The sequence below is a fragment of the Rhodobacter capsulatus genome, assembly GCF_005144475.1.
In the GTDB taxonomy this organism is placed as follows: domain Bacteria; phylum Pseudomonadota; class Alphaproteobacteria; order Rhodobacterales; family Rhodobacteraceae; genus Rhodobacter; species Rhodobacter capsulatus_C.
This window is the reverse complement of the sequence record NZ_SWJZ01000013.1, coordinates 39,603-64,583: the sequence shown is the minus strand read 5'-3', so window position 1 is coordinate 64,583 and position 24,981 is coordinate 39,603. Positions and strand designations below refer to the sequence as shown.

Below are 24,981 nucleotides of genomic sequence, written 5' to 3'. Positions count from 1 at the left end.
GAGCCTCACTCAAGCCCGATGGGACGGCGCAGGTCAAGGGTCAGCGGAAATTCCGGGTGCGGCGTCTCGGGGGCGGGGGCATAGGCGCCGGGGCTGTGGCCATGCGGCTCAAAGCGCGCCAGCCTGCGCGCCTCGGCCTCGTTCGCATTGACCGGGAAGGTGTCGTAATTGCGCCCGCCCGGATGGGCGACGTGATAGGTGCAGCCCGCCAAAGCCCGGCCCGACCAGCGGTCGTAGATGTCGAACACAAGGGGCGTGTTCACCGGCAGCGTCGGATGCAGCGCGGCGGGCGGTTGCCAGGCCTTGAAGCGGACGCCTGCGACGGAGGTCCCCGCGGTGCCCGTGCGCGTCATCGGGACGGGTCTGCGGTTGCACATCACCGTATAGCGGTCCTGATGCAGGCTTGTGAGCTTCACCTGCAGCCGCTCGACCGAGCTGTCGGTATAGCGCACGGTGCCGCCGATCGCCCCGGTCTCGCCCAGCACATGCCAGGGTTCCAGCGCCTGACGCAGTTCCAGATGCACCCCTTCGGCCTCGATCTGGCCGCAGAAGGGGAAGCGGAATTCCGATTGCGCCTCGAACCAGACCGGGTCGAAGTCAAAGCCATGCGCGCGCAGATCGGAAAGCAGGGCGAGCAGATCTTCCCACAGGTAATGCGGCAGCATGAAGCGATCATGCAGCACCGTGCCCCAGCGCACCGGGCGGCCGGTGACGGGGGCGTTCCAGCAGCGCGCGATCAGCGCCCGGATCAGCAGTTGCTGCGCCAGGCTCATCCGGGGGTGGGGCGGCATCTCGAAGCCGCGGAATTCGACCAGACCCAGACGGCCGGTCGGGCCATCGGGGGAATACAGCTTGTCGATGCAGATCTCGGCGCGATGGGTGTTGCCGGTGACGTCGATCAGCATGTTGCGCAGCAGCCGGTCGATGAGCCAGGGCGGCGGCAGGTTGCCGCCATGGACCGGATCGCCGATCTGCGCGAGCGCGATTTCGAGTTCGTAAAGCGTGTCATGCCGCGCCTCGTCGATCCGCGGCGCCTGCGACGTCGGCCCGATGAACAGGCCCGAGAACAGGTAAGACAGGCAGGGGTGGCGCTGCCAGATCAGGATCAGCGATTTCAAAAGGTCTGGGCGGCGCAGGAACGGGCTGTCATTGGGTGTCGCGCCGCCCACGACGACATGGTTGCCGCCGCCGGTGCCGGTGTGGCGCCCGTCGATCATGAACTTGTCGGCGCCAAGACGCGAGAGCCGCGCCTCGGCATAGATCGCCTCGGTCGTGGCGACGCACTCGTCCCAGCTGTGCGCGGGGTGAATGTTCACCTCGATCACGCCGGGATCGGGGGCGACGCGGATCACATTGAGCCGCGGATCCTGTGGCGGCGCGTAACCCTCGATATGGATGGGCAGGTTCAGCTCGGCCGCCGTCGCCTCGGCGCTGGCGATCAGGTCAAGGTAATCTTCCAGCGTGTCGCAGGGCGGCATGAAGAGACACAGCCGCCCGTCGCGCGGCTCGATCGCGATCGCGGTCCGCACCGCGCCCGTCGCCGGATCGGCGCCCTGCGCCAAAAGCGCCCCCCGCTCGGTCGGATCGCTCTCGGTCCGGGTGGATTTCTGCTGATGTTCAGGGCTGACCGCAGGCAGGAAGGCCGCGCGTTCCGCCGCTTCCTCGGCGGCCAGCCGGTCGATCTCGGCCTGGATCTTCGCGCGCCGTTCCGCAATGGCGGCGCTGAAATCCGGCAGCGGCCCGACCTCGATGGTCGGATCGGCGGGATAGGAATAGGGATAGGCCTCGGCGGCCACATGGGGCAGCGCGCCGAGCGGCAGGCGGAACCCCACCGGACTGTCCCCCGGCACGAGGAACAGATGCCCGCGCCGCGGCTTCCACAGTTCCGAGCGCCAGCGCCGCCCCTCGGCCCGGCCCTGCCAGGGCTGGATCGGCAGCACGAAGCCCGAGGGTTCGGTCAGGCCGCGGTTGAAGACGCGGGCATAGCGGGCGCGGTCCTCGGGGTTCTTCAGCTTCGGGTTTTCCGGGCTGACATTCGGCGGCAGGTTCGCCTCTTTCAGGATCCACTCGCCCGGGTCTTCATAGGCGGGCTGGGCGAAGATCGGATCGAGCCCCAGATGCGTGGCAAAGCTTTCCATGAAGCGCCCGGCCTCGGCGGGGCCGACCCCCGTCGCGGCGTTTTCCCGCGCGATCAGATCGGGGTTTCGCCAGACCGGCGCGCCGTCGTGGCGCCAGTACAGCGAAAAGGTCCAGCGCGGCAGGCTCTCGCCCGGATACCACTTGCCCTGCCCGTAATGCAGGAACCCCCCCGGCGCGAAGCGGGCCTGCAACCGGCGGATCAGATCATCGGCCAAGGCGCGTTTTTGGGGCCCGACGGCCTCGGTGTTCCATTCCGGCGTCTCGAAATCATCGACCGAAACAAAGGTCGGCTCGCCCCCCATCGTCAGGCGCACATCGCCCGCCCGCAAGGCGTCATCGACCCGGTGGCCGAGCGCATTCAGCCGGTCCCAGGCCGCGTCCGAGAAGGGCTTGGTGATGCGCGGATGCTCGGCCACCCGCTTGACCGTCATGTCAAAGGCAAAGCGCGTCTCGGGCGTGCCCGCCGCGGTGAAGCCCCCGGCAATCGGCGCGGCATTGCGGTAATGCGGCGTCGCCGCCAAGGGGATATGGCTTTCGCCCGCCAAAAGCCCCGAGGTCGGGTCAAGCCCCACCCAACCGGCACCGGGCAGGAAGACCTCGACCCAGGCGTGAAGATCGGTGAAATCGACCTCGGTCCCCGAAGGACCATCCAGCGCTTTCACATCGGGGGCCAGCTGAATGAGGTATCCCGAGACGAAGCGGGCGGCAAAGCCCAGATTCCGCAGCACCTGCACCAGCAGCCACGAGCTGTCCCGACACGAGCCGGAGGCCAGCCCCAGCGTCTCGTCGGGCGTCTGCACCCCGGGCTCCATGCGGATCGTGTAGCGGATTTCCCGCGCGATCCGGGCGTTCAGCGCCACCAGAAAATCAACGGTGCGGGTCTGGGTGAAATCGACCGTGCCGATGAATTGGGCCAGATGCGGCCCCTCGGGCTCGGGCGTGCGGTAGATCGACAGATCGTCGCGCAGATCCTCGGGGTAGGCAAAGGGCCAGGTCTCGGCCGTCTCCTCAAGGAAGAAATCGAACGGGTTGTAGACCGTCATGTCGGCGACCAGATCGACCTCGATCTTGAACTCGGTCACCGGCTCGGGAAAGACGAAGCGGGCCAGCCAGTTGCCATAGGGGTCCTGCTGGTGGTTCACGAAATGGCCGCCGGGCGAAACCTTGAGGCTGTGCGAAATCACCCGCGTGCGCGACTGCGGCGCCGGGCGCAGCCGGATGATCTGCGGCCCCAAACTCACCGGGCGGTCGTAGACATAATGCGTCAGGTGATGGATGGATGCGTGGATCGCCATGGTCTTCCCCCCGTGTTGCCCCGACTGTAGGAAGCCGGGCGGCGGATGCCATGGGAAACCGGCCCCGGCCGCGGGGCGGGCGGCGTTTTCCGGGCAACTGCCCGAAAATTGGGCGCCGCGCATCTTGCACCAAGGTCGAATAGGCAGCCTGTCCCGGCTCAAGCACAGTTGCGGCATGATCCGGTTCCTGCTTCTTTGGCTGGCCTTCGCGACCCCGCTTTGCGCGGAGGTGCTGACGCGCGATGCGCTTTCCGCGCTGATCCTGGCGCCCTATGAACTTGGGGCGCCGGTGAATGACAAGGGCGTCTGGACGCTTTTGAATTCGGGCGGAGGCGAGGCGGGATTTGTCTTTGAAACCGAACCCCTGGCGCCCTTGCCCGGGTTTTCCGGGGCGCCCATCGACCTGCTTGTCCTGCTTGACCGCGAGGGGCGGTTCATCGACGTGCGGCTGCTGCGGCAAAACGAGCCGATCTTCGTGTCGGGTCTGGGCGAGGCGCCGTTCCGGGCTTTTCTGGAACAATATCGCGGCCATGCGATCACCGAGCCGCTGGTCGTCGGCACGCCCTATGGCGCGGGGGGCACGGCCTCGGACAATGTCTATCTTGACGGGGTGACGAAGGCGACGGCCTCGGTGCGGATCGCGCATGACTCGATCCTGGCGGCGACGCTGGCCGTCGCGCGCGACAAGATGCAGGGCGTGGCGGCGGGGCCCGCGCCAAGGCCCGATCTTGCGCATGACGAGGCCCTGTCGTGGAAAGATCTTCTGGATCAGGGGCTTGTTGGCCGGTTGCAGGTGACCGGGGCGCAGCTCGTCGCGGCCTTTGCGGGCACGAAATGGGCGCAGGATGGCGCGGGCGGCGACCCTGACGCGCCCTTCATCGACCTTTACGCTGTCGACCTTGGCCCGCCCGCGCTGGCCCGTGCCGTGCTGGCCCCCGAGACTTTGGCCGAGATCGCCCGCTTCACCGCCCGCGCGCCAGAGGACGAATTGTTCCTGCTGATCGAGGCGGGGCAGCATGGGCTGGTCTCCGAGGCTTTCGTGCGCAACACCGCGCCCGACCGGCTGACGGCGGTGCAGGACGGCCTGCCGCTGGTGCTGCGCGATGCCGATATCCTGCCGGAACTGGCCGCCGCTCTGCCGCCGGAGCTGTCCGAGGCGACGAAGATGGTGGTGCGGCTCGACCGCCGTCTGGGCTTCGATCCGACCCGGCCGTGGGAGCTGCGGCTGCAGGCCGTGCGCGAACACGGGATGTTTCAGGCCGAGGTCGGCTCGGCGCATTTTCCGCTCACGCTGCAGACGCCCGAGCGGTTTTTCCTGCGTCCCGCCGCGCCCGACCGGCTCAGCCCCTTTCACGTGGCGCTGCGCAATCGCGCCGCCGATCTTTGGGCGCTGGGCGGGTTTCTGGCTCTGTTGATGGCGGCGCTTTCGGCGCAATCGCGGCTGGCGGGGCTGCGCGCCTTCACCCCGGTGCGGCTGACGATCCTCGCCGTCGTCATCGGCTTTGTCGGCTTCTGGGGGCAGGGCCAGCTTTCCATCGTCACGGTGATGGCCGTCGCGCGCGGGCTGGTCGCGGGCGGGCTTGACGTGCTGCTTTATGATCCTTTCGGACTGGCGGTCTGGGCGGCGGCAGGGATCGGCTTCCTGCTTTGGGGGCGGGGGTTCTTTTGCGGCTGGCTCTGCCCTTTTGGGGCGATGCAGGAACTCGCCCATCACGCCGGGCGGCTCATGCGCCTGCCACGGATCGAGCCGCCCGCAAGCCTCGCCCGGGCGCTGCTCTGGACCGGTCCGATTGCGGCAACTGGACTCATCGCTGTGGCCTTCCTTGCCCCCCAACATGCGGAAGCGGCGGCGGAAATCGAGCCCTTCAAGACCGCGATCACCCTGCATTTCGACCGCAGCTGGCCCTATCTGATCTGGGCGATTGGCTGGATCGCGGTGTCGATGGTCTGGTTCAAGGGCTTTTGCCGCTCGCTCTGCCCCTTGGGCGCGGTGATGCGGCTTGGGGGGCTGATGCGGCTGCGCGCCTTCATCCCGCGGCGGGCGGACTGCGGCACGCCCTGCCAGCTGTGCAAGGTGCGCTGCAGCTATGGCGCGATCAAACCCACGGGCGAGATCCGCTATTCCGAGTGTTTCCAGTGTCTTGACTGTGTGGCGATCCATGATGACAAAAGCCGCTGCGTGCCTCTGGTGCTCGCGGCGAAACGGGCGCGGAGGGCGGCATGAAGCGGCGTCGGTTCTTGCAGATCATCGCGGGGGCGGCGCTGATCGCCCAAGGCGCACGGGCCGAGACCTGGACCGGTCAGGCCTTTGGCGCCGATCTGCGGATCACCGCGCCCGGAGCCTTGCCGCTGGCCGAGATCCGCGCCGAGATCGCCGCGATCGAGGCGACGTTTTCGCTTTTCCGCGACAGCGAATTGACCCGGCTGAATGCGACCGGCCGCGGTCCCGGCTCTGACCGGATGCGGTCCGTGCTGGCGGCGGCCCGGCGCGTGCATGACCTGACGCGCGGGGCCTTCGATCCGACGGTGCAGCCGCTTTGGCTTGCGCTGGCCGAGGGCCGCGATCCGCTGCTGCCGCGCGCCGCGATCGGCCTGCACCGGGTGCAGATCGGGCGGGACATCGTGCTGTCGCGCGGGCAGGCGCTGACGCTCAACGGCATCGCGCAGGGGCATGGCGCCGATGCGGTGGCCGGGATCTGCGCGCGGGCGGGGCTTGGCGATTGTCTGATCGACATGGGCGAGTTTCGCGCCCTGGGCGGGCCGTTCCGGCTGGGCATCGCAGACCCCGAAGCCGGGCTGGTGGCAACGCGGATGCTTTCGGGCGGGGCGATGGCGACATCTTCGCCCGCCGCGATGCCCTTTCCGGGGGGCAGCCATATCCTTGGCCCGCATGGACAAATTCCGCGCTTCTCGACGGTGACGGTGGCGGGCGCTTCGGCCACGCTCTGCGATGCCGCCTCGACCGCCTTCGTGCTGATGCGGCGCGACGAGATCATCGCCGCGGCGCAAAGGCTGCGGCTGCGCGCGGTGACGGCGGTGGATTTCGAGGGCAATTTCGAGACGCTGGTCTAACGCGCCGGCGCCTCGAAGCTGATCCCGTGATCGGCAAAGATCCGCGCGATCCGGCCATCGGCCAGCGCCGCCGCGATCGCATCATCGACCGCATAGCCAAGGTCGCGATGCTGAAAGGACAGCGCGACGCCCAGCGTCCAGCTTTGCCGTGCCAGTCCCAGCAGCGGCGGCTCATGCACGGCAAGGCCGGGGGCCAGATGGGCCTCAATCTCGGCCCGCGGCCCCATCGCCGCGCTGACCTGATTTGCCGCCAGCCCCGCCATCGCCGCGCCCGTGGTCTTGTAGCGATGCACCTTGTCCGCCGTCGCCCCATGCGCGACCGAGGTCAGGAAGAAATCCGAAAGCGAGTCATTCTCGACCCCCACCGGATCGTAGCGAAACACCGCAGGCACCGGCGGCTTGTCCGGGTAGCTTGCGATGTCATAGGCGATCGCCAGCCGCTCGGTCGCATATTGGCCGGTGAAGACGACCTGATCGAAGCGGCAGGCGTACTCGACGTCATAGGGCACATGGCCCATGAGATCAGAGACATGCCCGCCCACCGCCGCGCCGCGATAGACATAGTTCAGCAGATCGGCATCCAGCGTCTCGCCCGGTTGCACCAGCCGGATCCGCGCCGTCACCCCCAGATCGGCGGCGATCAGCCGGGCGATCTCGACATCGATGCCCCGCGGCCGACCGCCCTCCACCCAGGACCAGGGCTTGTAGTTCTCATACAGCGCCACCTCGATCCAGCCCTCCTCGCGGATGCGGTCCAGGCTGCGGCCGATGTCCTGCGCCGGGCTGTTTTGCAGCTTCTGTTCGGGGGGCAGCCCCTCGCAGGCGGCCAGCGCCGCAAGCGGCGCCAGAGCGGCAAGCCCGCAGAGCAAAACCAGGGTCCAGATCCGCGCCGACAGGGTCATTTCGCCGCCGACAGGCCCAGCGTCAGCAGCTCGGCCGCGTGCTTGAAACTGGCCTTGTCCGCGCTCAGCACCTCGGCGGCGCGGCTGACCGTGCTGTCGGCCACCGGCGCCCCGGAAAAGGTCTTCACCCCGGAATTGATCTGTTGCAGCTCCTCCTTGACCGCCACCCCGTCCGCCGTGCCCGCCTCCAGATCGGCGACGATCGCCCGCAGCCGGTCGGTGTGGCTGTCAAGCGCCCCGTCCTCGGGCCGGGTCTCGATATAGGTGCGGATCGCCCAGCCGGCCTTTTGCCCCAGCACCGGGCCAAAGGCGGGCATCTTCGTCGTGCCGTCCTGAGTGTAGCCGTGCTGGAACCGCTCGGCGAACCATTCATCGCCATATTCCTCGGCCTCGAGGAAGCGCAGATCCGGCGCAAGACCCCCCGAAACCGCGCCCAGCCCATGGCAGCGCGCGCAATTCTGGTTGAAGCCGGAATCGCCGATCTTCACCGCCGCCTTCCAGACCTCCTCGCCCGCCGCATCGGCGCGATAGGGGTTTTCGGTCAGCCATTCCTCGCCCACCTCGGGCAGCGCGTCGGTGTTCACCGGCTGCGGCGCCACGTCGCCATGTGCAAAGAGCGGCCCCGGAAGACCGGCCAGCAGCAGGGCCGCAAGGAAACGGCGGTTGCGGACGTCGAGCATCTCTCTCTCCCTAACGATCGGTGCTGCCAAGGTGGTAACGGCGCGGGCCCGTCCGCTGCCATTCGACCTTGGTCGGGGGGGGGGGCGGGGGTCTGCCGCGATCCTGCCCCAGCCGCGGTCGGGGGCGTATTGGCCATTGGTCTAATAGGAAGGCCGGGGGGGCGCGGTTAGCCTCTGCGCACCGAACGAGGGAGGACACGATGATCAGAATGACGCGCCGGGCCGCGCTGGCCTGCGGTCTTGCGGCGATGCTGGCCGGGGTCGCCCCCGCGCGGGCGCAGGATCTTCCGGTGCTGACCGTGGCGGCGCTGGAAGGCGGCACCGTGAACTGGGAACTCGACACGATCCGGCATTACGGTCTGGACCGGGCGAACGGGTTCCGGCTGCAGGTGCTGGCCGTCGCGGGCAACCCCGCCGCCGAGGTGGCGCTGCAGGGGGGCGCGGCCGAGGCGATCGTGACCGACTGGTTCTGGGTTGCGCGGATGCGTGCCGAGGGCAGGGATTTCACCTTCATCCCCTATTCGCGCGCGGTCGGCGGGCTTTTGGTCCGGCCGCAAGCGGGGATCGTGGATCTGACGGATCTGAAAGGGAAAAAGATCGGCATCGCGGGCGGGCCGCTGGACAAGAGCTGGCTGATCCTGCGCGCCTATGCGCTGCAGACGTTCAACCTCGATCTGGCGGCCGAGACCGAGCAGGTCTTCGGCGCGCCGCCGCTGATCATGGAGGCCGCGCTTTCGGGCGAGGTCGATGCGGCGATCAACTTCTGGCATTTCGGCGCCAAGATGCAGGCGCGGGGGATGGAGACGCTGGTCTCGACCTCTGACGCGGCGACGGCGCTGGGGCTGGATCCGGAAACGCCGCTTCTGGGCTATGTCTTTTCGGAGAAACTCGCGCAGGACAAGCCCGCCGCGGTGGCCGGTCTGCGCGCGGCTTCAAAGGCGGCCAAGGCGTTGCTGGCAAGCGATGACGCCGCCTTTGCCCGGCTGCGCGAGATCATGAATGCGACATCCGACGCGCAATATCTGGCGCTGGTGGCGGGCTATCGGGCGGGCATTCCGACCGAGGCGCCGGTCGATGCGGCCGCGGCCGACAAGATGCTGAAGCTGATGGCCGGGATTGGCGGCGAGGAGCTTCTGGGCCCGGTCCGGGACCTGCCCCCGGGCACGTTCCTGACGAACTGATGGCCAGCATGGCGCGCAAGCCGCAACCCGTCGCGGGGGGGGCGATCACCGCCCCTCCTGTCGTGCCGGGCGGGCGGGAATGGCGCGCGGTCGGGCGCGTGGCGGTCTCGATCCTGGCGGCGCTGCTGCTTTGGGCGGCGATCGCGGCGGTGCTGGGCGATCCGTCCCATGCGCCCGGGCCGCAGCAGGTCTTGCCGGAACTGGCCGAGGGGATCGTTTCGGGCAAGATGCTGCCCGATCTGGGCGCGACGCTTTTGCGGGTGGTGACGTCCTTCGGGCTGGCGATGCTGGGGGGGACGGTCCTGGGGATCGTGCTGGGCCTGTCGCGGCGGCTGAACGACTGGTTCGACCCCTGGCTGACGATCTGGAACAACATCCCGGCGCTGGTGCTGATCGTGCTGTGCTACCTCTGGATCGGGTTGAACGAGACCGCGGCGATCACCGCCGTCGCCTTGAACAAGGTGCCGCTGGTGGCGGTGATCCTGCGCGAAGGCGTGCGGGCGCGCGATCCGGCCCTGTCGGAAATGGCCCGCGTCTTCGGCATGGGCTTTGTGGCGCGCCACCGCCACATCCTCATTCCGCAGCTGATGCCGCATCTGATCGCCGCCGCGCGGGCGGGGCTTTCGCTGATCTGGAAGGTCGTGCTGGTGGTCGAATTCCTGGGCCGCTCGAACGGGATCGGCTTTCGCATCCATCTGAATTTCCAGATGTTCGACATTGCCGGGGTGCTCGCCTGGGCGGCGGCTTTCGTCTGCGTGATGCTGGCCGTGGAATGGCTGATCCTCGCGCCGCTTTCGGTGCGGGCGAACCGCTGGAGGCGGGAATGATCGCGCTTGATCTGACGGAAAAGCGCTTTGGCGAGACGGTCATTCTGGGCGCGCTGCGCCTGCGGGTCGAACCGGGCGAGGTGCTGGGCATCGCGGGGCCCTCGGGGTCTGGCAAATCGACGCTGCTGCGCATCCTGGCCGGGGTGGACACGAAATTTCGCGGCGCGCTGCAGGGGCCAAGCCGCCGCGCGATGGTGTTTCAGGAGCCCAATCTGATGCCCTGGCGGCGGGTGGTGGACAATATCATCCTGCCGACCGGGGTCGATGCTGCAACCGCCGAGGCCTGGCTTTCGCGCGTCGGTCTGGCGGGCTATGGCGCGCATTGGCCGGGGCAGCTGTCGCTGGGGCAGGCGCGCCGGGTGGGGCTGGCGCGGGCCTTTGCGGCGCGGCCTGAGCTGCTTATTCTGGACGAGCCTTTCGTGTCGCTCGATGCCGGGCGGGTCGAGGAACTGCTCGAGCTGACGGCAGATCTGATCGCCGAGACGCGCCCGGCGGTGGTGCTGGCCTCGCATGCGGCGCTGGAGCTTGATCGGCTGGCGACGCGGCGGGCGCGGCTGACGGGCCGTCCGGCGCGGCTGAGCGAGGGGTGAGCGCGGTTTCGGGCGGATCAGGAAAGGCACTGCCTTTCCCCGCCCGTATCGCAACAGCCGCGGCACGACCGTTTCCCCAAGCGGGACAGAGGCCTGCGCTCCGCCCCGGCGGCGCGAATGCGCCCGCCATGGGCGGGGCGGGCGCAGGCCGAGGGCCTTTGGGGCCCTCGGCGGTCAGGGGGCCAATGTCCCGCGGGGCCTCGGCGATGGCCTCGGCCAAGGCAAGTCACTCCCCCCTCGGCGGCCGTGTCCGCGCCGGTTCATAGCCCCAAAGCGCCAGCGCGAAGAACACCGCCGCGGCCCCCGCCGTCACCGCCAGCGACAGCGCATTGCCTTGCAGATAAAGCGAAAACCGGATCAGCTCGACCGCATGGGTAAAGGGGTTGAGACGGCAGATCCAGGCGAGAGCGGGCGAGGCCTCCTGCATCTTCCAGATCGGGTAAAGCGCCGAGGACAGGAAGAACATCGGGAAGATCACGAAATTCATCACCCCGGCGAAATTCTCCAGCTGCCTGATCCGGGCGGACAGAAGCAGGCCGAGCGATCCCAGCATCAGCCCCGAAAGAAGCAGCGCGGGCAGGGCGGCCAGATAGCCGAGCGGCGGCAGATGGATGCCGTAAACCCAGCCGATGCCCAGAAAGACCGCCACCTGCACCAGCCCGACCAGCGCCCCGGCGACCAGTTTCGCCCCCAGAAGGAACCAGCGCGGCCAGGGCGCGGTCAGCATCAGCCGCATCGTGCCGCTTTCGCGGTCATTGACCAGCGAGAGCGCGCTTTGCATGGCGGAAAACAGCAGGATCATCCCGCACAGCCCCGGCGCGATGTAGGTTTCATAGGTGATATAGGTGCGATAGGGCGGAATGATCGACATGCCCAAAGCGGCGCGAAAGCCCGCGGCAAAGACGAAGAGCCACACCAGCGGGCGCACCAGCGCCGCCAGAAAGCGTTCGCGCTGGGTGAGGAAACGGGCCAGTTCGCGCGACAGGATCGCCCCCGCGGCGCGCAGGGCTCTGGTGGTGGCGGCCCTCATGCGGCGGTCCTTGTGTGCGACAGGAACCAGTCGGGCAGGGGCGTTTCGCCCCGCAGCGGCCCGACCTGACCCGTGGCGGCCACCCGGCCGCGATGCAAAAGCACCATCGCATCCGTGTCGCGCAGCTCATCGACCAGATGCGTCGCCCAAAGCACGCTGATGCCGGTTGCGGCCAGATCATGCACATGCGCGGTGATCGCCGCGCGGGCGGGCGCATCCAGCCCCACCGTCGGCTCGTCCAGCAGCAAAAGCCGCGGCCGGTGCAGCAGCGCGCGGGCAATCTCCATCCGCCGCCGATGCCCGCCGTTGAGCTTGCCGACCTTTTCCCCCGCCCGTTCCGCCATGCCAAGCCGGGTCAGCGCCTCCTCGATCCGGGCCTCGGTCTCGGGGCGCGTCAGCCCCTGCAGCGCCGCGAAATAGCGCAGGTTCGCCGCCACCGTCCGGTCCAGATCCTGCGTCGGCTGCTGGAACACCACGCCGATCCCGGCCAGCGCCGCGCGCGGGGCGCGGCCCATGTCCACCCCCGCCACGGTGACGACGCCGGGGCGCGGCCGGATCAACCCGGTCAGCACCGCCATCAAGGTCGATTTCCCCGCCCCGTTCGGGCCGAGAAGCGCGCAGAACCGCCCCGCGGGCAGGGTGAAGCTGACGGCGTCGAGCGCGGTCTTCGCGCCCCAGCGGTGGGACAGTCCCGCAACGGAAAGGGCAACGGCGGGGGCGGGGCTAGTCAATGGTGATCGCCAGCCGCTGATCGGCCCCCTTTGCGCCCGGGATTTCAAGCACATAAGACCCGGGCTTCACCGCGACGAAGCCGATCTCCATCGTGCCCGCCTGATCGAATTCGATCGAATGCAGCCCCATCGGGCGGATTTCCAGCCCCTCGATCACCACCTCGTCGACCCAGATCGCGCGGAAGAAATCTCCCCCCGAAAGCCCGATCTCGCCCGAGCCGTCGGCGGTGATCTCGACCTCGTAATAGCGGCCCGATTTCAGCGCCCAGGGCCCGCCCAGGGGCTCGCCGACCGACAGCACCACCTCGGGCAGGGTCTGTTTGTTCGGTCCCGCCAGAAGCCCGGCGGGGGCGTCGTCATCTTCGGCCAAGGCCGGGGTGGCCAGGGCAAGGGCCAGCAGCAGCGGGAACAGGCGCATCGGATCTCCTTATTTCGGGGTCGGGCGGGCGGCGGCCCCCCAGGGGAAGCGGCCGACCTTGATCGTGGCGAGGGGCTCAAGCGAGGCGAGGTCGATCACCGTCACATCGCCTGAAACCCCGTTCGTGGTGAAAAGCCGGGTCTGATCGGGCGAAAGCGCCATGTGCCAGACGCGGCGGCCGACCATGATGTAGCGCTCGACCTGCAGGGTCTTCGCATCGACCACGGCCAGATGATTGGCGGGGCCAAGCGCCACGAAAACCCGCGTCGCATCGGGCGAGAACCTCATCCCCACGGGCTGCAGCTTTTCCGGCCGCACGCCCGGAATTTCAAAGGAAATCTTGCCCTTCTCGGTCTGCGTCGCGGTATCGAACACCGTCACCGTGCCGCCGATTTCGGAACTCACCCACAGTTCGGCGCCATCGGGAGAAAATTCCGCATGCCGCGGGCGGCTGTCGACCAGCGTGTTCGCGACGATCCGATGCGTCGCGGTGTCGATCCAATGCGCCATGTTGGTGGTTTCCGAGGTCGTCACCTGCAGCTTGCCGTCGGGGGAAATCCCCATCCCCTCGGGCTCGACGCCGACATCGATCTGCGCCACCACGGCGCGGCTTTGCGTGTCGACGACGGTGGTGATCGCGTCATCCTCGTTCGCGATGTACAAAAGCCGGTCATCGGGGGCGAGCACGAATTGCTCGGGGTCCTCGCCCGAGGGCAGGTCATGCAAGATCGCCCCGGTGTCCGGGTCCATCACCTGCACCGCGTCGCTGTCCGAGGCGCAGATGTAGAGCCGTTTGAAATCGCGTGAAAAGGTGATGCCGCGCGGGCGTTCGCCGGTGGGATAGGTTTTCGTGACCGCCAATGTGGCGACGTCGATCACGCTCACCGTGTCGTCGGATTCGTTCGTCACCCAGATTTCATCGGCCATCGCGGGCGTGGTCAGCAGGGTCGTCAGCAAAAGGGCGCGGATCATGGCGTGGCTCCGAAGGCTTTGCACAGGGTTTCGGGGCGGTCGCTGCCCAGCGTGTCAAGCTCGTTCGTCTGGTGCAGGAACCCTTCCAGCGGGGCCATCGCCACCACGGCGCGCTCGGTCACCAAGGGCATCGGCTGGCGCATCTGCCCGTCCCAGGGGCGGAAGCTGACGGGCTGGCCCAGAAAGGCGGCGATCCGCGCCTTGTCCGAGATCAGGAAGCTGCGCAGCGTGGCGGGATCGGCGGTGCCCGCCCGGGTGCGCGCGTCCGAAATCGCGGCGATGGCGACCCAGGCCGAGAAATCCGCGTCCTGCATCGGGCGGCTTGCGGTCTGGCGAAAGCGCACTTGCAGCTGCGCCGCGCCGTAATCCTCGACCACCTCGGTCCAGCCTTTCGCCGTCAGCCCCTCGGAGCCCGCGACCGGGCGGGGCAACCAGGTGTTGAAGGGGATGTAACGGGCGAAATCGCCGCGTTCGTCGGCCACAAGCAGCAGGTCATGCTCGGGCAGGTCTTGCGTGAACAGGGGCACTTCGGCCGCGCCGGACCGGCGCATGTCGGCGGTGAGCGGCCAGTCCTTTTCGCCCGCAAGCGTCAGGCCGAATTTCGTCAGGCTGGCTTTCAGCGCCACGGCAAAGGCGCGGTCCTCGGGCTGCGGGCCGGTGATCAGCGCGAGGCTCTCCCAGCGTTTCGCCCGCAATTGCTGCGCCAGCGCATCGGTCCGCATCGCGGTTGACGGCAGCGTGTGCAGCACATTTCCCCGGCAGTCCTCGTTGCGCAGCCGCGGCTCGGGCGCGGCGGTGTTGAAGATCAGCGCCCCCGCCGCCTCGGGCAGATCGGCGAGCGCGAGCAGATCGGCGGCCGGTGCGCGCACGATCAGCACCCGGGCGCCCGCCGCCAGCGTCTTTTGCGCCGCGGCCAGGAAATCGCCTTCGGGGGGCACGACGGTTTCGTGCAACTCCCAGTCGATCTTGAGGAATTTCCCCGTCGTCGCGATATCGGCAAGGCTGAGCCGCGCCCCCGCAAGGCCCAGATCGGGCGGATCGCCGGTCAGGTTCGACAGCACCGGCGGCGGCGTCAGCTGCCGTTCCAGCCAGTCCAGCCGGACCGTCTCGGCGGCGAGCGGCGTGCAGGCCAGCATCAGGGCTGCGGATGCGACAAGGTTTTTCATGGTTTCCCCCCGGGCTCAGGCTTCCCGCCCCGGCGCGCGGGCGCAATACGACCAAGGTCTAAGGCGGGCGCATCGGGCCGCGTGCTAGCCTGCGCAAAAGCCCGGAGGGGATGATGCGAAAGATGCTTCTGTGCGCCGGGCTGATGCTGGCGCTGGCTGCGCCGGTTCAGGCTGAGGAGGCGGGGGCCGAGGCGGTCGGGCAGGGTGATCTGAACCCGCCCGAGATGAGCCTGGATCGTGTGTTGCGCGATGTCGGGCGGGGCGAGACCTCGATGACCCATTGCGCGAGCGGGTATTTCATGACGAAATCGGGCGATCATGGCGCGGCGCGCGCGGTGTTCGGGCTTTGTGCCGAACGCGGCTGGACCGGGGCGATGACCTGGATGAGCCAGCTCGACGACAACGGGCTCGGCGGTCCCGAGGATCCGGCGGCGGCGGCCGAATGGAACCGGCAGGCCGCTGCGGCGGGCGATCCGGTCGGGCTGTTCAACCGCGGTCTTGATCTGTTGCGCGGGCGCGGCGTTGCGCGCGACCCGGCGGCGGGGCGGCAGTATGTCGATCGGGCGGCGGCGGCGGGTCTGGGCGATGCGCAACGGCTGCAGCGCGCGGGCTACGATTGGCGCGAAGTCACCCCCGATGCCGACGAGGCGCGGTACCTGCCGCAGGGCTGAGGCGCCGGTTTCGGCCTTCCCTGCGACCAAAGTCCAATGGCGCGTTTGATGCGGATCAACCGAGGGTGCGGCAAGCGGAATAGACTGGCGCCGAATGATCAGGAGAGTTGGCCATGAGAAAACGTTTCATCCTTGCCGCCGTGCTGGCCGCGGCCCTTGCCTCTGGCGCGCAGGCGGACCCGACCGAGCGCATCAAGATCGACGCCGGGCGGCAGTTCTTCGACGCCAACTGCCACCGCTGCCATTCGGTCGAGGCCGACAAGAAAAGTTACGGTCCGCTGCTGGAAGGCGTTGTCGGGCGCCGCGCCGGGTCGTTCCCCGGCTATCCCTATTCGAAGGCGCTGCAGGCGGCAGGCTTCGTCTGGACCAAGGGGGCGATCCGCGCCTGGATCGAGGCGAATGACCAGCTCGTGCCCGGCACGAAGATGCGCCATGTCGGCATCACCGATCCGACGGTGCAGGATTTCATCGTCGAATATCTGGCCAGTTTGAAGCCCTGAGACGGCTTCGGTTCGGTCCCGTTTCGGGCGGATCAGGAAAGGCATCGCCTTTCCCCGCCCGTGTCGCAGCGGCGGTGACAAGACCGTTTCCCCGGGCGCGACAGAGGGCAGCGCCCGGCCCGGCGGGCGAGAAGCGCCCGCCATGGGCGGGGCGGGCGCTGCCCGAGGGCCTTTGGGCCCTCGGCGGTCCCGGGGCAAAGGTCCCGCAGGCCTCGGCGATGGCCTCGGCCCGTCGGCGCCACGGGGGTCGTAAGACCAATGGACAATACCCGCCGCCGCCGCCCCCGCCGATACTTCGCGAAGCCGTGATCAGACCTTTGCGGGGCGGCGCGGGACAACAGGGAGGAATACGACAGATGAACCGTTTCGTTCTGGCCGCGGTGGTGGCCCTGACATGTTTCGGCACCGCGCAGGCGGGGGGCGTGACCGAGGACGATCTGCGCAATGACCAGCAGACCGCGGGCGACGTGGTGACGAACGGCATGGGGCGCGATCTGCAGCGGTTCAGCCCGCTTGCCACGCTCAACCGCGACAACGTCAAGAACCTGATGCCCGCCTGGGCCTTCAGCCTGGGCGGCGAGAAGCAGCGCGGCCAGGAAAGCCAGCCGATCGTCTATGACGGCGTCATGTATATCACCGGGTCCTATTCGCGGCTTTACGCGATCGACATCCACACCGGCAAGGAACTCTGGCAATACGACGCCCGCCTGCCCGAGGGCATCCTGCCCTGCTGCGACGTGATCAACCGCGGCGCCGCGATCTATGGCGACAATGTCTATTTCGGCACGCTCGACGCCCGCATCGTCGCGCTGGATCGCAAGACCGGCGACGTCAAGTGGAACAAGAAGATCGCCGATTACAAGGAAGGCTACAGCTACACCGCCGCGCCGCTGATCGTGAACGGGCTGGTCATCACCGGCAATTCGGGCGGCGAATTCGGCATCGTCGGCGAGGTGCAGGCGCGCAATGCGGAGACGGGCGAGCTGGTCTGGACCCGGCCGATGATCGAGGGGCATGTCGGCACGCTGAACGGCAAGCCCTCGACGATGACGGGCACGCTGAATGCGACCTGGCCGGGCGATCTGTGGAAGACCGGCGGCGGCGCCACCTGGCTGGGCGGCAGCTATGATGCCGAGACCGACACGCTGATCTTCGGCGCGGGCAACCCCGCCCCCTGGAACAGCCATCTGCGCAATGCGGGCACGCCGACCGAGGGCAACAAGGGTGACAACCTTTACGCCGCCTCGCGCGTGGGGATCGACCCGGCGACGGGCGAGATCAAGTGGCACTTCCAGACCACCCCGCGCGAGGGCTGGGATTTCGACGGCGTGAACGAGGTCGTGGGCTTTGTCGACAAGGACGGCAACAAGCGCTTTGCCACGGCCGACCGCAACGGCTTCTTTTATGTGCTCAACCGCGCGGACGGCAAATTCGTCAACGCCTGGCCCTTCGTGAAGAACATCACCTGGGCCAAGGGCATCGATGAAACCGGTCGCCCGATCTACAACGAGGACAACCGCCCCGGCGCCCCCGATGCCGCGGCCGAGGGCGGCAAGGGCCAGCAGATCTTTGCCGTGCCGAGCTTCCTTGGCGGCAAGAACTGGATGCCGATGGCTTACAGCCAGACCACGGGCCTGTTCTACGTCCCCTCGAACGAATGGGGCATGGACATCTGGAACGAGCCGATCACCTACAAGAAGGGCGCGGCCTATCTGGGCGCGGGCTTCACGATCAAGCCCCTGTTCGAAGATTACATCGGCTCGCTCAAGGCGATCGACCCGAACACGGGCGCGGTGAAATGGGAATACAAGAATGACGCGCCGCTTTGGGGGGGCGTGATGACCACCGCGGGCAAGCTGGTCTTCACCGGCAACCCCGAGGGCGAGTTCATGGCGCTGGACGCCGAGACCGGCGAAAAGCTCTGGTCGTTCCAGACCGGCTCGGGCATCGTCGGCCAGCCGATCACCTGGGAACAGGACGGCGAGCAATATGTCTCGATCATCTCGGGCTGGGGCGGCGCGGTGCCGCTTTGGGGCGGCGAAGTGGCCAAGCGCGTCAACTATCTGAACCAGGGCGGCACGGTCTGGACCTTCCGGCTGCCGAAACAGCTCGCCTCGGTCAACTGAGGGGAGCCTCACAGAAAGGGGGCGTCCGGGGGACCCCGGGCGCCCTTTGCCTGCGCCGGGCCAATGCGACCATTGGACAATACGGGGGCGGCGCTATGATTGTTAGGGTGGAGAGACACTTATCGCCCAGGGGGCGGAGAGAGACAGGACAGGCCCGATGACCCCGGAACCCGCCGCCGCCGCCAGCCCGCGCACCGATTTCCGCTCGGCGCTGATCGTCGATGACCACCCGCTGTTTTGCGACGCGCTGGCGATGACGCTGCAGGCGGTGGCCGGGATCGAGGAGATCGCCAGCGCCGACAGTCTGGAAACCGCGCTGATCCGCGTCGAGACCGCCGCGGGGGCGCCCGCCGACGTGCTGGTGCTGGATCTGAACCTGCCCGATGTGAACGGGCTGGACGGGCTGATGCGGCTGCGCCAGGCCGCGCCCGACATGCCCATCGTGGTGGTGTCCTCGATCGACGATCCGCGGGTGATCCGCGCCGCGATCTCGGCGGGGGCGGCGGGCTTCGTGCCGAAGCATTCGCGCCGGGAATTGTTCCGCGCCGCCTTTGCCGCCATCGCGCGCGGCGAAATCTTCGTGCCGGAATCGACCGGCGACAGCCTTGCCACCGGCGACGGCATGAGCCCGCAGGACGAGGCCATTCGCCGCCTCAGCCTGCTGACCCGGCAACAGGCGAACATCCTGGAACAGATCTGCGCGGGCAAGATGAACAAGCAGATCGCCTATGACCTGTCGATTGCCGAAACCACGGTCAAGGCGCATGTGACGGCGATCATGCGCAAGCTGGGCGTCTATTCGCGCACCCAGGCCGTGCTGCTGGCGCGCGAGGCGCAGATCAATGCGCCCTTGCCGGAAGGCTGGCGCAAGCCGTAGGATGCGCGCGGAAGTTGAAATGCCAAAGCGGCAGGAGGAGGCTGCGATGGATCACCCCGACAGCGGTCTTTGGCGGGGGCCTGCCGCTGCCGTGCCCGTGCGTGCGGCGGTCTCGGCCGCGCTGCCCGATCCCTTGCCGCGTCTGGCGCGGGCGCTGGGCCCCGGGCCTTTCGCGCAGGTCTTCCTGTTCGTCAGCCCCGAGGCCGATCTGGCCGCGCTGGCCGCCGCGGCCCCCGCGGTTTTCGGCGCGGCGCGGGTCTGCGGCTGCTCCACCTCGGGCGAGATCACCGCAAAGGGCTATGACAGCGGCCAGATCGTCGCCTTTGCCCTGCCCGCCGCCGGGTTCGAGGTCGAGCAGCTGGTGATCGAGCGGCTGGATGCGCTGGATCCGCGGACGCTGATTGCCGAGGCCCTGCGGGCGCGGCAGGCTTTGGGGCGCCGCGCGCCGGACTGGACCCATGAAGCGGCGGTGCTGCTGATCGACGGGCTTTCGGGGCAGGAAGATGCGCTGGTGGCGGCGCTGTCGGGTGGCTTGGGCGCGGTGCCGGTCGTCGGCGGCTCGGCGGGGGATGCGGCGCGGTTCCGGACGGCCCCGGTCTTTGCCCGCGGCGGTCTGCACGAGAATGCGGCGGTGCTGACGCTGATCCGCTCGGCCTGGGAATTGCGGCCGTTCAGCTTTGCGCATCAGCGCCCGACGGCGCGGCGGATGGTGGTGACGCGGGCCGATCCCTCGCGCCGGCTGGTGGCGCGGATCAACGACGAACCGGCGGCGCAGGAATATGCCCGCGCGCTGGGGCGGCTGCCCGAACAGCTGACGCCGTTCCTGTTTGCGGCGCATCCGCTTCTGGTGCGGGCGGGGGGGCGGCATCATGTGCGCTCGATCCAGCAGGTCGAACCCGATGGCGGGCTGACCTTCTTTGCCGCGATCGACGAGGGGCTGGTGCTGACCTTGGCCGAGCCGGTCGACATGGTGGCGCATCTGCGCGCGGAGCTGGCCGGTCTGTGCGCGGGCGGGCGTCCCTCGGTGATCCTGGCCTTCGACTGTTTCTTTCGCCGCCTTGAGGCCGAGGGCCGCCAGCTTGGCCGCGAGATCTCCGAGGTGTTGCTGCAGCATGGCGTCTGGGGGCTGTCGACCTATGGCGAGCAGGTGGGGGCGATGCATGTGAACCAGACCATCACCGGCCTGGCCTTTTACCCGCCCGAGGTCGGCAGATGAGCCCCGATGACCTGCAGGCGGCCCGCGCGCTGGTCGATCCGCGCGATCCGCCCGAGCGGCAGACCGAGAAGCTTCTGACCATCGTCGGGTCGCTGATCCGCCATGCCGAGGAAACCCCGAAGGATCGCGGCGCCGCCTGGGTGCAGTTCGAACGCGCCGCGATGCTGGAAGAACAGGTCCGCGACCGCACCCGCGATCTGGAACGGGCGCTGGATCTGCTCAATGCCTCGAACGCGCGGCTGGCCGAGGCGCATCGCGAAACCGAAGCGGCGCGGCTCAACCTCGCCTCGGCGATCGAGACGGTGCAGGAGGGATTCGCGCTGTTCGATGCGAATGACGTGCTGGTGATGTGCAATTCGCGCTTCAACGCGCTGTTGCCCGACATCCGCGCGCAGATGCAGCCGGGGCTGACCTTCACCCGTTATGTCGAGATCGCCGCCGGGTCCCGCCATCTGGGCATGCCCGACGGGATGACGCGGAACGACTGGGTGCGGATGCGGCTGATGCGGCATCAGCAGCACCATTTCATCCTGACCCAGCAGATGGGCGAGGATCGCTGGGTGCAAGTGTCCGAACATCGCACCCGCGAGGGCGGCACGGTGATCCTGCAGACCGAGGTGACCGATTTCATCCGCCGCGAACGCGAGGCGCGGGGGCGACGGCTGGACGATCAGGCCGCGGTGCTGCGCCCGACGCTGGAACATCTGAAGATCGGCGTCTGTCTGTTCGACGTGCGGCTGCATCTGCTGGTCTGGAACGAGCGGCTGGCGGAATTCCTGACCCTGCCGCGCAACCGGCTGTGGCGGGGGATGCATTTCGATGCGCTTTTGGAACAGGTGCGGGGCCAGTTCATCTTTCCGGGCGGTCATTCGGCGCGGCAATTGTCGGATTGGGTGCGGCGCGCGCGCAGGCTCGAGACCTTTCAGATCGAGGTCACCCGCGACGGCGGTCAGGTCTACGAGATCTTCGCGCAGGAATTGCCCGATGGCGGCTTCGTGGTGTCGCTGGAGGACATCACCGAGGTGCGCTCGACGCTGGCGGAACTGAGCCGGGCGAACGAGACGCTGGAGGCCCGGGTGACCGAGCGCACCTGCGAGCTGGAAGATGCGCTGGCCAGCGCCGAGCGGGCGAATGCGTCGCGCGCGCGGTTCGTGGCGGCGGCAAGTCACGACCTTCTGCAGCCGCTCTCGGCGGCGAAGCTTTATCTGGCCAGCCTTGGCGATGACGCGCTGACCGCACCGGCACGGCGGACGCTCGACAAGGCGCAGAACGCGCTGCTGTCGGTCGAGGGGATTCTGGGCGCGCTTCTGGACATCTCGCGGCTCGAATCGGGGCGGGCGGCGATCGACCCTGCGGCCGTGCCGCTTGGCCCGGTGTTCCGGCAGCTGGCCGATGAATTCGCCCCGGCGGCGGCGCTCAAGGGGTTGCGGCTGCGGGTGCGCCCGACCGAAGCGGTGGTGTTTTCCGACCGTGCCTATCTGCGCCGGATCCTGCAGAATCTGATCTCGAATGCGATCCGCTACACCGCGCGGGGGTCTGTTCTGGTGGCGGCACGCCGACGCGGCGGGCTCTGGCGGGTCGAGGTGCGCGATTCGGGGCAGGGCATCGCCGAGGAACATCAGGACCTGATCTTTCGCGAATTCCAGCGCATCGACGCCCATGCCTCGGCTTCCGAGGGGATGGGGCTGGGGCTGGCCATCGTCGAACGGGCGGCGGCGCTTTTGGGTCATCCGCTCTCGTTGCGCTCGGCGCCCGGGTGCGGCGCGACCTTTTCGCTCGATCTGACCCAGGCGGCCCGGCCGGTCACGCGCGCCGAACCGGGGCGGGCGGTGCCGCTTATGCGCGATGCCGAAGCCGGAGAGCTGGTCGTGCTGCTGGTCGAGAACGACCCGGATCTTTCGCGCGCGATGGTGCAGCTGCTGGAGAAATGGGGGGTGAGCGTGCTTGACGTCCCCTCGGGCGAGGAGGCGCTGGCGCTGGTCGCGGCGACCGGGCTGGTGCCCGACCGCTGTCTGATCGACTATCAGCTCGGCGCGGGGATGAGCGGGCTGGACTGTCTGGCGGCCCTGCGGGCGCGGCTGGGGCCGGTGTCGGCGCTGATCGTCACCGCCGACCGCAGCGAGGCGCTGGGCGCCGAGGCCCGGGCGCTGGGCGTGGCGATGCTGCAAAAGCCGATCCCGACCGAGGCGCTGTCAGAGTTCCTCTTTGGCGCCGGATCGGCCGGGCAGCCCCTTACGCCTTGACGATCCAGCCGCCGCCGAAGATCCGGCTGCCTTCGGTTTCGTAAAAGACGCAGGCCTGACCGGGGCTGACGCCTTCTTCGGGCTCGATCAGCTCGACCTCGGCCGTCGTGGCCGAGAGCGGCCGCAAGATCGCCGGACGCGGCGCCCGGGTGGAGCGGATCCGCACCGAGACCTCCCAGTCCGGGCGGCTCTCGAAGGGGGCATCGCCGAGCCAGTTGATCTCGGCCACCTGCAGCACCCGCGTGGCGAGCGCCTCTTTCGGGCCGACGATCACCCGGCGCGCGTCGGGATCAAGCTTCACCACGTAAAGCGGATGATCGCCGAGGCCCCCGATGCCCAGGCCGCGGCGCTGCCCGATGGTGTAATGGATCACGCCCTTGTGATGGCCCAGCACCTTCCCCGCAAGATCGACGATCTCGCCCGGATCGGCGGCACCGGGGCGCAGCTTCTCGATCACGCTCGCATAATTTCCGTTCGGCACGAAGCAGATATCCTGGCTGTCGGGCTTGTCGGCGACAACGAGACCGAATCTGGCGGCGAGTTTGCGGGTCTCCGCCTTCGACGGCAGATGGCCCAGCGGGAATCGCAGGAAGGCCAGCTGCTCGGGCGTGGTCGAAAACAGGAAATAGCTTTGATCGCGCATCGGATCGGCGGCGCTGTGCAGCTCGGGCCCCTGGGCGCCCAGCTTGCGCTGGATGTAATGGCCCGTCGCCATGCAATCGGCGTCGAGATCGCGGGCGGTTTCCAGCAGATCCTTGAACTTCACCCGTTCATTGCAGCGGATGCAGGGCACGGGCGTCGCCCCGGCCAGATAGGCATCGGCGAATTCCTCGATCACGGCTTCGCGGAAAGTGTTTTCGTAATCAAGGACATAGTGGGGGAAGTTCATCGCCTCCGCGACGCGGCGGGCATCGTGGATGTCCTGCCCCGCACAGCAGGCGCCCTTTTTCGCCAGTGCCGCGCCGTGATCGTAAAGCTGCAACGTCACGCCGATGACATCGTAACCTTCCTCCTTCAGCATCGCGGCCACGACCGAACTGTCGACGCCGCCCGACATGGCAACGACCACGCGGGTCTCGGCCGGCGCCTTGGGCAGGCCCAGCGAATTCAGGGGGAGATCTTTCGGCATCGCAACAGTCCTTTAACCAGACCTGCACGAATATAGGAAAATGCGATCTACTCTCAACCCTTGGCTAAACCCAGCGTTAAGGCCCTCGGCGCATTCTGCCCCCATGAAGACGAGGGGGGTGAGCCCATGTATCTGAAAAAAGTGGATGGTCCGCGCGCAGTTACGCTGCCCGACGGGACGATTCTGACCCGGGCCGATCTGCCGCCGAAAGAAACGCGTCGTTGGGTGGCGTCGCGCAAGGCGATCATCGTGCATGCGGTGACGCATGGGCTGATCGGGCGTTCGGAAGTGCTTGAACGTTACGGCTTATCGGAGGAAGAATTCGATATCTGGGCCGAAGCGGTCAAGAAACACGGCATTGCAGGGCTGAAAGTGACGGCGATCCAAAAGTACCGACAACTTTAAGTTGCAAATAAACAGAATCCTGCGACAGTAACTACGTGTTAACCATTTGGTGCCAAGGTCGAACGTGATCGAGGGATTAATGCGGAGAACCCAGGATGCGGATTTTGTTGGTGGAGGACGACCCGACGACCTCTCGCAGCATCGAGCTGATGCTGACCCATGCCAACCTCAACGTCTACTGCACCGACCTCGGTGAAGAAGGCATCGACCTTGCGAAGCTTTACGACTACGACCTGATCCTGCTCGATCTGAACCTTCCCGACATGAACGGGCTCGAGGTGCTGCGTCAGCTGCGATTGGCGCGGGTCGATACGCCGATCCTGATCCTGACCGGTGCCGATGACACCGAGAACAAGATCAAGGGCTTCGGCTTTGGTGCCGATGATTACATGACGAAGCCCTTCCATCGTGAAGAGCTGGTGGCCCGGATCCATGCGATCATCCGCCGCTCCAAGGGGCATTCGCAGTCGATCATCCGCACCGGCAAGATCTCGGTCAACCTCGACGCCAAGACGGTGGAAGTGGGCGGCAAGCCGGTGCATCTGACCGGCAAGGAATACCAGATGCTGGAGCTGCTCAGCCTGCGCAAGGGCACGACGCTGACCAAGGAGATGTTCCTCAATCATCTTTACGGTGGCATGGACGAGCCCGAGCTGAAGATCATCGACGTCTTCATCTGCAAGCTGCGCAAGAAGCTGGCCGAAGTGACGGGGGGCGAGAACTATATCGAGACCGTCTGGGGCCGGGGCTATGTGCTGCGGGACCCTGATCAGGGCGACCTTGACCGCCGCATGGTCGTGGGCGCCTGAGC

The 24,981-nt window shown here is 67.8% G+C and carries 22 protein-coding genes; 13 read left to right on the top strand and 9 right to left on the bottom strand.

The window, feature by feature from the left end:
• Positions 1–5: 5 nt before the first annotated feature.
• Positions 6–3,434: a transglutaminase family protein gene (locus FBT96_RS04270; RefSeq protein ID WP_136905103.1), complete on the bottom strand. Its 3,429-nt coding sequence runs from the start codon at positions 3,432–3,434 to the stop codon at positions 6–8.
• 175 nt (positions 3,435–3,609) lie between these two features.
• Between FBT96_RS04270 and FBT96_RS04265 the strand changes: the two genes are divergently transcribed.
• Entirely contained in the window at positions 3,610–5,658 is a 2,049-nt protein-coding gene (locus FBT96_RS04265) for a 4Fe-4S binding protein (protein WP_136905102.1), read from the top strand.
• Positions 5,655–6,506, top strand: coding sequence for an FAD:protein FMN transferase (locus FBT96_RS04260; RefSeq protein ID WP_136905101.1), 852 nt, complete (start codon positions 5,655–5,657; stop codon positions 6,504–6,506). The genes FBT96_RS04265 and FBT96_RS04260 overlap by 4 nt, the downstream gene beginning before the upstream one ends.
• Here the strand turns inward: FBT96_RS04260 and FBT96_RS04255 are convergent.
• Positions 6,503–7,408 carry a substrate-binding periplasmic protein gene (locus FBT96_RS04255; protein ID WP_136905100.1) on the bottom strand — a complete coding sequence of 302 codons (906 nt, stop codon included), beginning with the start codon at positions 7,406–7,408 and terminating at the stop codon, positions 6,503–6,505. The two genes, FBT96_RS04260 and FBT96_RS04255, sit on opposite strands and share 4 nt — an antisense overlap.
• The gene (gene pedF, locus FBT96_RS04250; protein WP_136905099.1) at positions 7,405–8,088 is read right to left on the bottom strand and encodes a cytochrome c-550 PedF; all 684 of its coding nucleotides are present in this window, start codon (positions 8,086–8,088) and stop codon (positions 7,405–7,407) included. The genes FBT96_RS04255 and pedF overlap by 4 nt, the downstream gene beginning before the upstream one ends.
• Before the next feature lie 200 nt (positions 8,089–8,288).
• Here pedF and FBT96_RS04245 point away from each other — a divergent pair, with 200 nt between their 5' ends.
• Genes FBT96_RS04245 through FBT96_RS04235 form a run of 3 tightly spaced genes read left to right on the top strand, consistent with a single transcriptional unit; the run spans position 8,289 to position 10,686 of the window.
• Positions 8,289–9,269 carry an ABC transporter substrate-binding protein gene (locus FBT96_RS04245; RefSeq protein WP_136905098.1) on the top strand — a complete coding sequence of 327 codons (981 nt, stop codon included), beginning with the start codon at positions 8,289–8,291 and terminating at the stop codon, positions 9,267–9,269.
• On the top strand, positions 9,269–10,096 hold the full coding sequence (locus FBT96_RS04240) for an ABC transporter permease (protein ID WP_346655934.1): 828 nt from the start codon (positions 9,269–9,271) through the stop codon (positions 10,094–10,096). Before FBT96_RS04245 ends, FBT96_RS04240 begins: the two co-directional genes overlap by 1 nt.
• A complete protein-coding gene (locus tag FBT96_RS04235) occupies positions 10,093–10,686 on the top strand; it encodes an ATP-binding cassette domain-containing protein (RefSeq protein ID WP_136905097.1) in 594 nt (197 codons plus the stop codon). The genes FBT96_RS04240 and FBT96_RS04235 overlap by 4 nt, the downstream gene beginning before the upstream one ends.
• Positions 10,687–10,912: 226 nt before the next feature.
• Here the strand turns inward: FBT96_RS04235 and FBT96_RS04230 are convergent, their stop codons facing one another.
• From FBT96_RS04230 to FBT96_RS04210, 5 genes are read right to left on the bottom strand one after another with little or no spacing between them, the layout of a single operon-like run.
• A complete protein-coding gene (locus tag FBT96_RS04230) occupies positions 10,913–11,716 on the bottom strand; it encodes an ABC transporter permease (protein WP_136905096.1) in 804 nt (267 codons plus the stop codon).
• Complete coding sequence (locus FBT96_RS04225; protein ID WP_136905095.1) at positions 11,713–12,447, bottom strand: ABC transporter ATP-binding protein; 735 nt, start codon at positions 12,445–12,447, stop codon at positions 11,713–11,715. The genes FBT96_RS04230 and FBT96_RS04225 overlap by 4 nt, the downstream gene beginning before the upstream one ends.
• Positions 12,440–12,865 (bottom strand): cupredoxin domain-containing protein, encoded by a 426-nt coding sequence (locus tag FBT96_RS04220; RefSeq protein ID WP_136905094.1) that lies wholly within the window; start codon positions 12,863–12,865, stop codon positions 12,440–12,442. The genes FBT96_RS04225 and FBT96_RS04220 overlap by 8 nt, the downstream gene beginning before the upstream one ends.
• 9 nt (positions 12,866–12,874) lie before the next feature.
• Positions 12,875–13,837 (bottom strand): YVTN family beta-propeller repeat protein, encoded by a 963-nt coding sequence (locus tag FBT96_RS04215; RefSeq protein WP_136905093.1) that lies wholly within the window; start codon positions 13,835–13,837, stop codon positions 12,875–12,877.
• Positions 13,834–15,003 (bottom strand): ABC transporter substrate-binding protein, encoded by a 1,170-nt coding sequence (locus tag FBT96_RS04210; RefSeq protein WP_136905092.1) that lies wholly within the window; start codon positions 15,001–15,003, stop codon positions 13,834–13,836. Before FBT96_RS04210 ends, FBT96_RS04215 begins: the two co-directional genes overlap by 4 nt.
• Positions 15,004–15,116: 113 nt before the next feature.
• Between FBT96_RS04210 and FBT96_RS04205 the strand changes: the two genes are divergently transcribed.
• The 6 genes from FBT96_RS04205 (at position 15,117) to FBT96_RS04180 (ending at position 22,636) form a co-directional block, all read left to right on the top strand.
• Positions 15,117–15,674: a tetratricopeptide repeat protein gene (locus FBT96_RS04205; protein WP_136905091.1), complete on the top strand. Its 558-nt coding sequence runs from the start codon at positions 15,117–15,119 to the stop codon at positions 15,672–15,674.
• A 113-nt stretch (positions 15,675–15,787) separates the two neighbouring features.
• A complete protein-coding gene (locus tag FBT96_RS04200) occupies positions 15,788–16,174 on the top strand; it encodes a c-type cytochrome (protein WP_136905090.1) in 387 nt (128 codons plus the stop codon).
• Positions 16,175–16,530: 356 nt separating this feature from the next.
• The gene (locus FBT96_RS04195) at positions 16,531–18,300 is read left to right on the top strand and encodes a PQQ-dependent methanol/ethanol family dehydrogenase (protein ID WP_136905089.1); all 1,770 of its coding nucleotides are present in this window, start codon (positions 16,531–16,533) and stop codon (positions 18,298–18,300) included.
• A gap of 157 nt (positions 18,301–18,457) precedes the next feature.
• Positions 18,458–19,177 (top strand): response regulator, encoded by a 720-nt coding sequence (locus FBT96_RS04190; RefSeq protein WP_136905088.1) that lies wholly within the window; start codon positions 18,458–18,460, stop codon positions 19,175–19,177.
• A 46-nt stretch (positions 19,178–19,223) separates the two neighbouring features.
• Positions 19,224–20,393, top strand: a complete 1,170-nt coding sequence (locus FBT96_RS04185) for an FIST N-terminal domain-containing protein (protein ID WP_136905146.1) — start codon at positions 19,224–19,226, stop codon at positions 20,391–20,393.
• Positions 20,390–22,636, top strand: a complete 2,247-nt coding sequence (locus FBT96_RS04180; RefSeq protein ID WP_136905087.1) for a hybrid sensor histidine kinase/response regulator — start codon at positions 20,390–20,392, stop codon at positions 22,634–22,636. Before FBT96_RS04185 ends, FBT96_RS04180 begins: the two co-directional genes overlap by 4 nt.
• Here FBT96_RS04180 and mnmA read toward each other — a convergent pair.
• Positions 22,626–23,765 carry a tRNA 2-thiouridine(34) synthase MnmA gene (gene mnmA, locus FBT96_RS04175; protein ID WP_136905086.1) on the bottom strand — a complete coding sequence of 380 codons (1,140 nt, stop codon included), beginning with the start codon at positions 23,763–23,765 and terminating at the stop codon, positions 22,626–22,628. The genes FBT96_RS04180 and mnmA overlap by 11 nt on opposite strands.
• A 126-nt stretch (positions 23,766–23,891) precedes the next feature.
• Between mnmA and sciP the strand changes: the two genes are divergently transcribed.
• On the top strand, positions 23,892–24,170 hold the full coding sequence (gene sciP, locus FBT96_RS04170) for a CtrA inhibitor SciP (protein ID WP_013067386.1): 279 nt from the start codon (positions 23,892–23,894) through the stop codon (positions 24,168–24,170).
• Positions 24,171–24,265: 95 nt separating this feature from the next.
• Positions 24,266–24,979, top strand: coding sequence for a response regulator transcription factor CtrA (gene ctrA, locus FBT96_RS04165; RefSeq protein ID WP_013067387.1), 714 nt, complete (start codon positions 24,266–24,268; stop codon positions 24,977–24,979).
• The last annotated feature ends 2 nt before the right edge of the window (positions 24,980–24,981 follow it).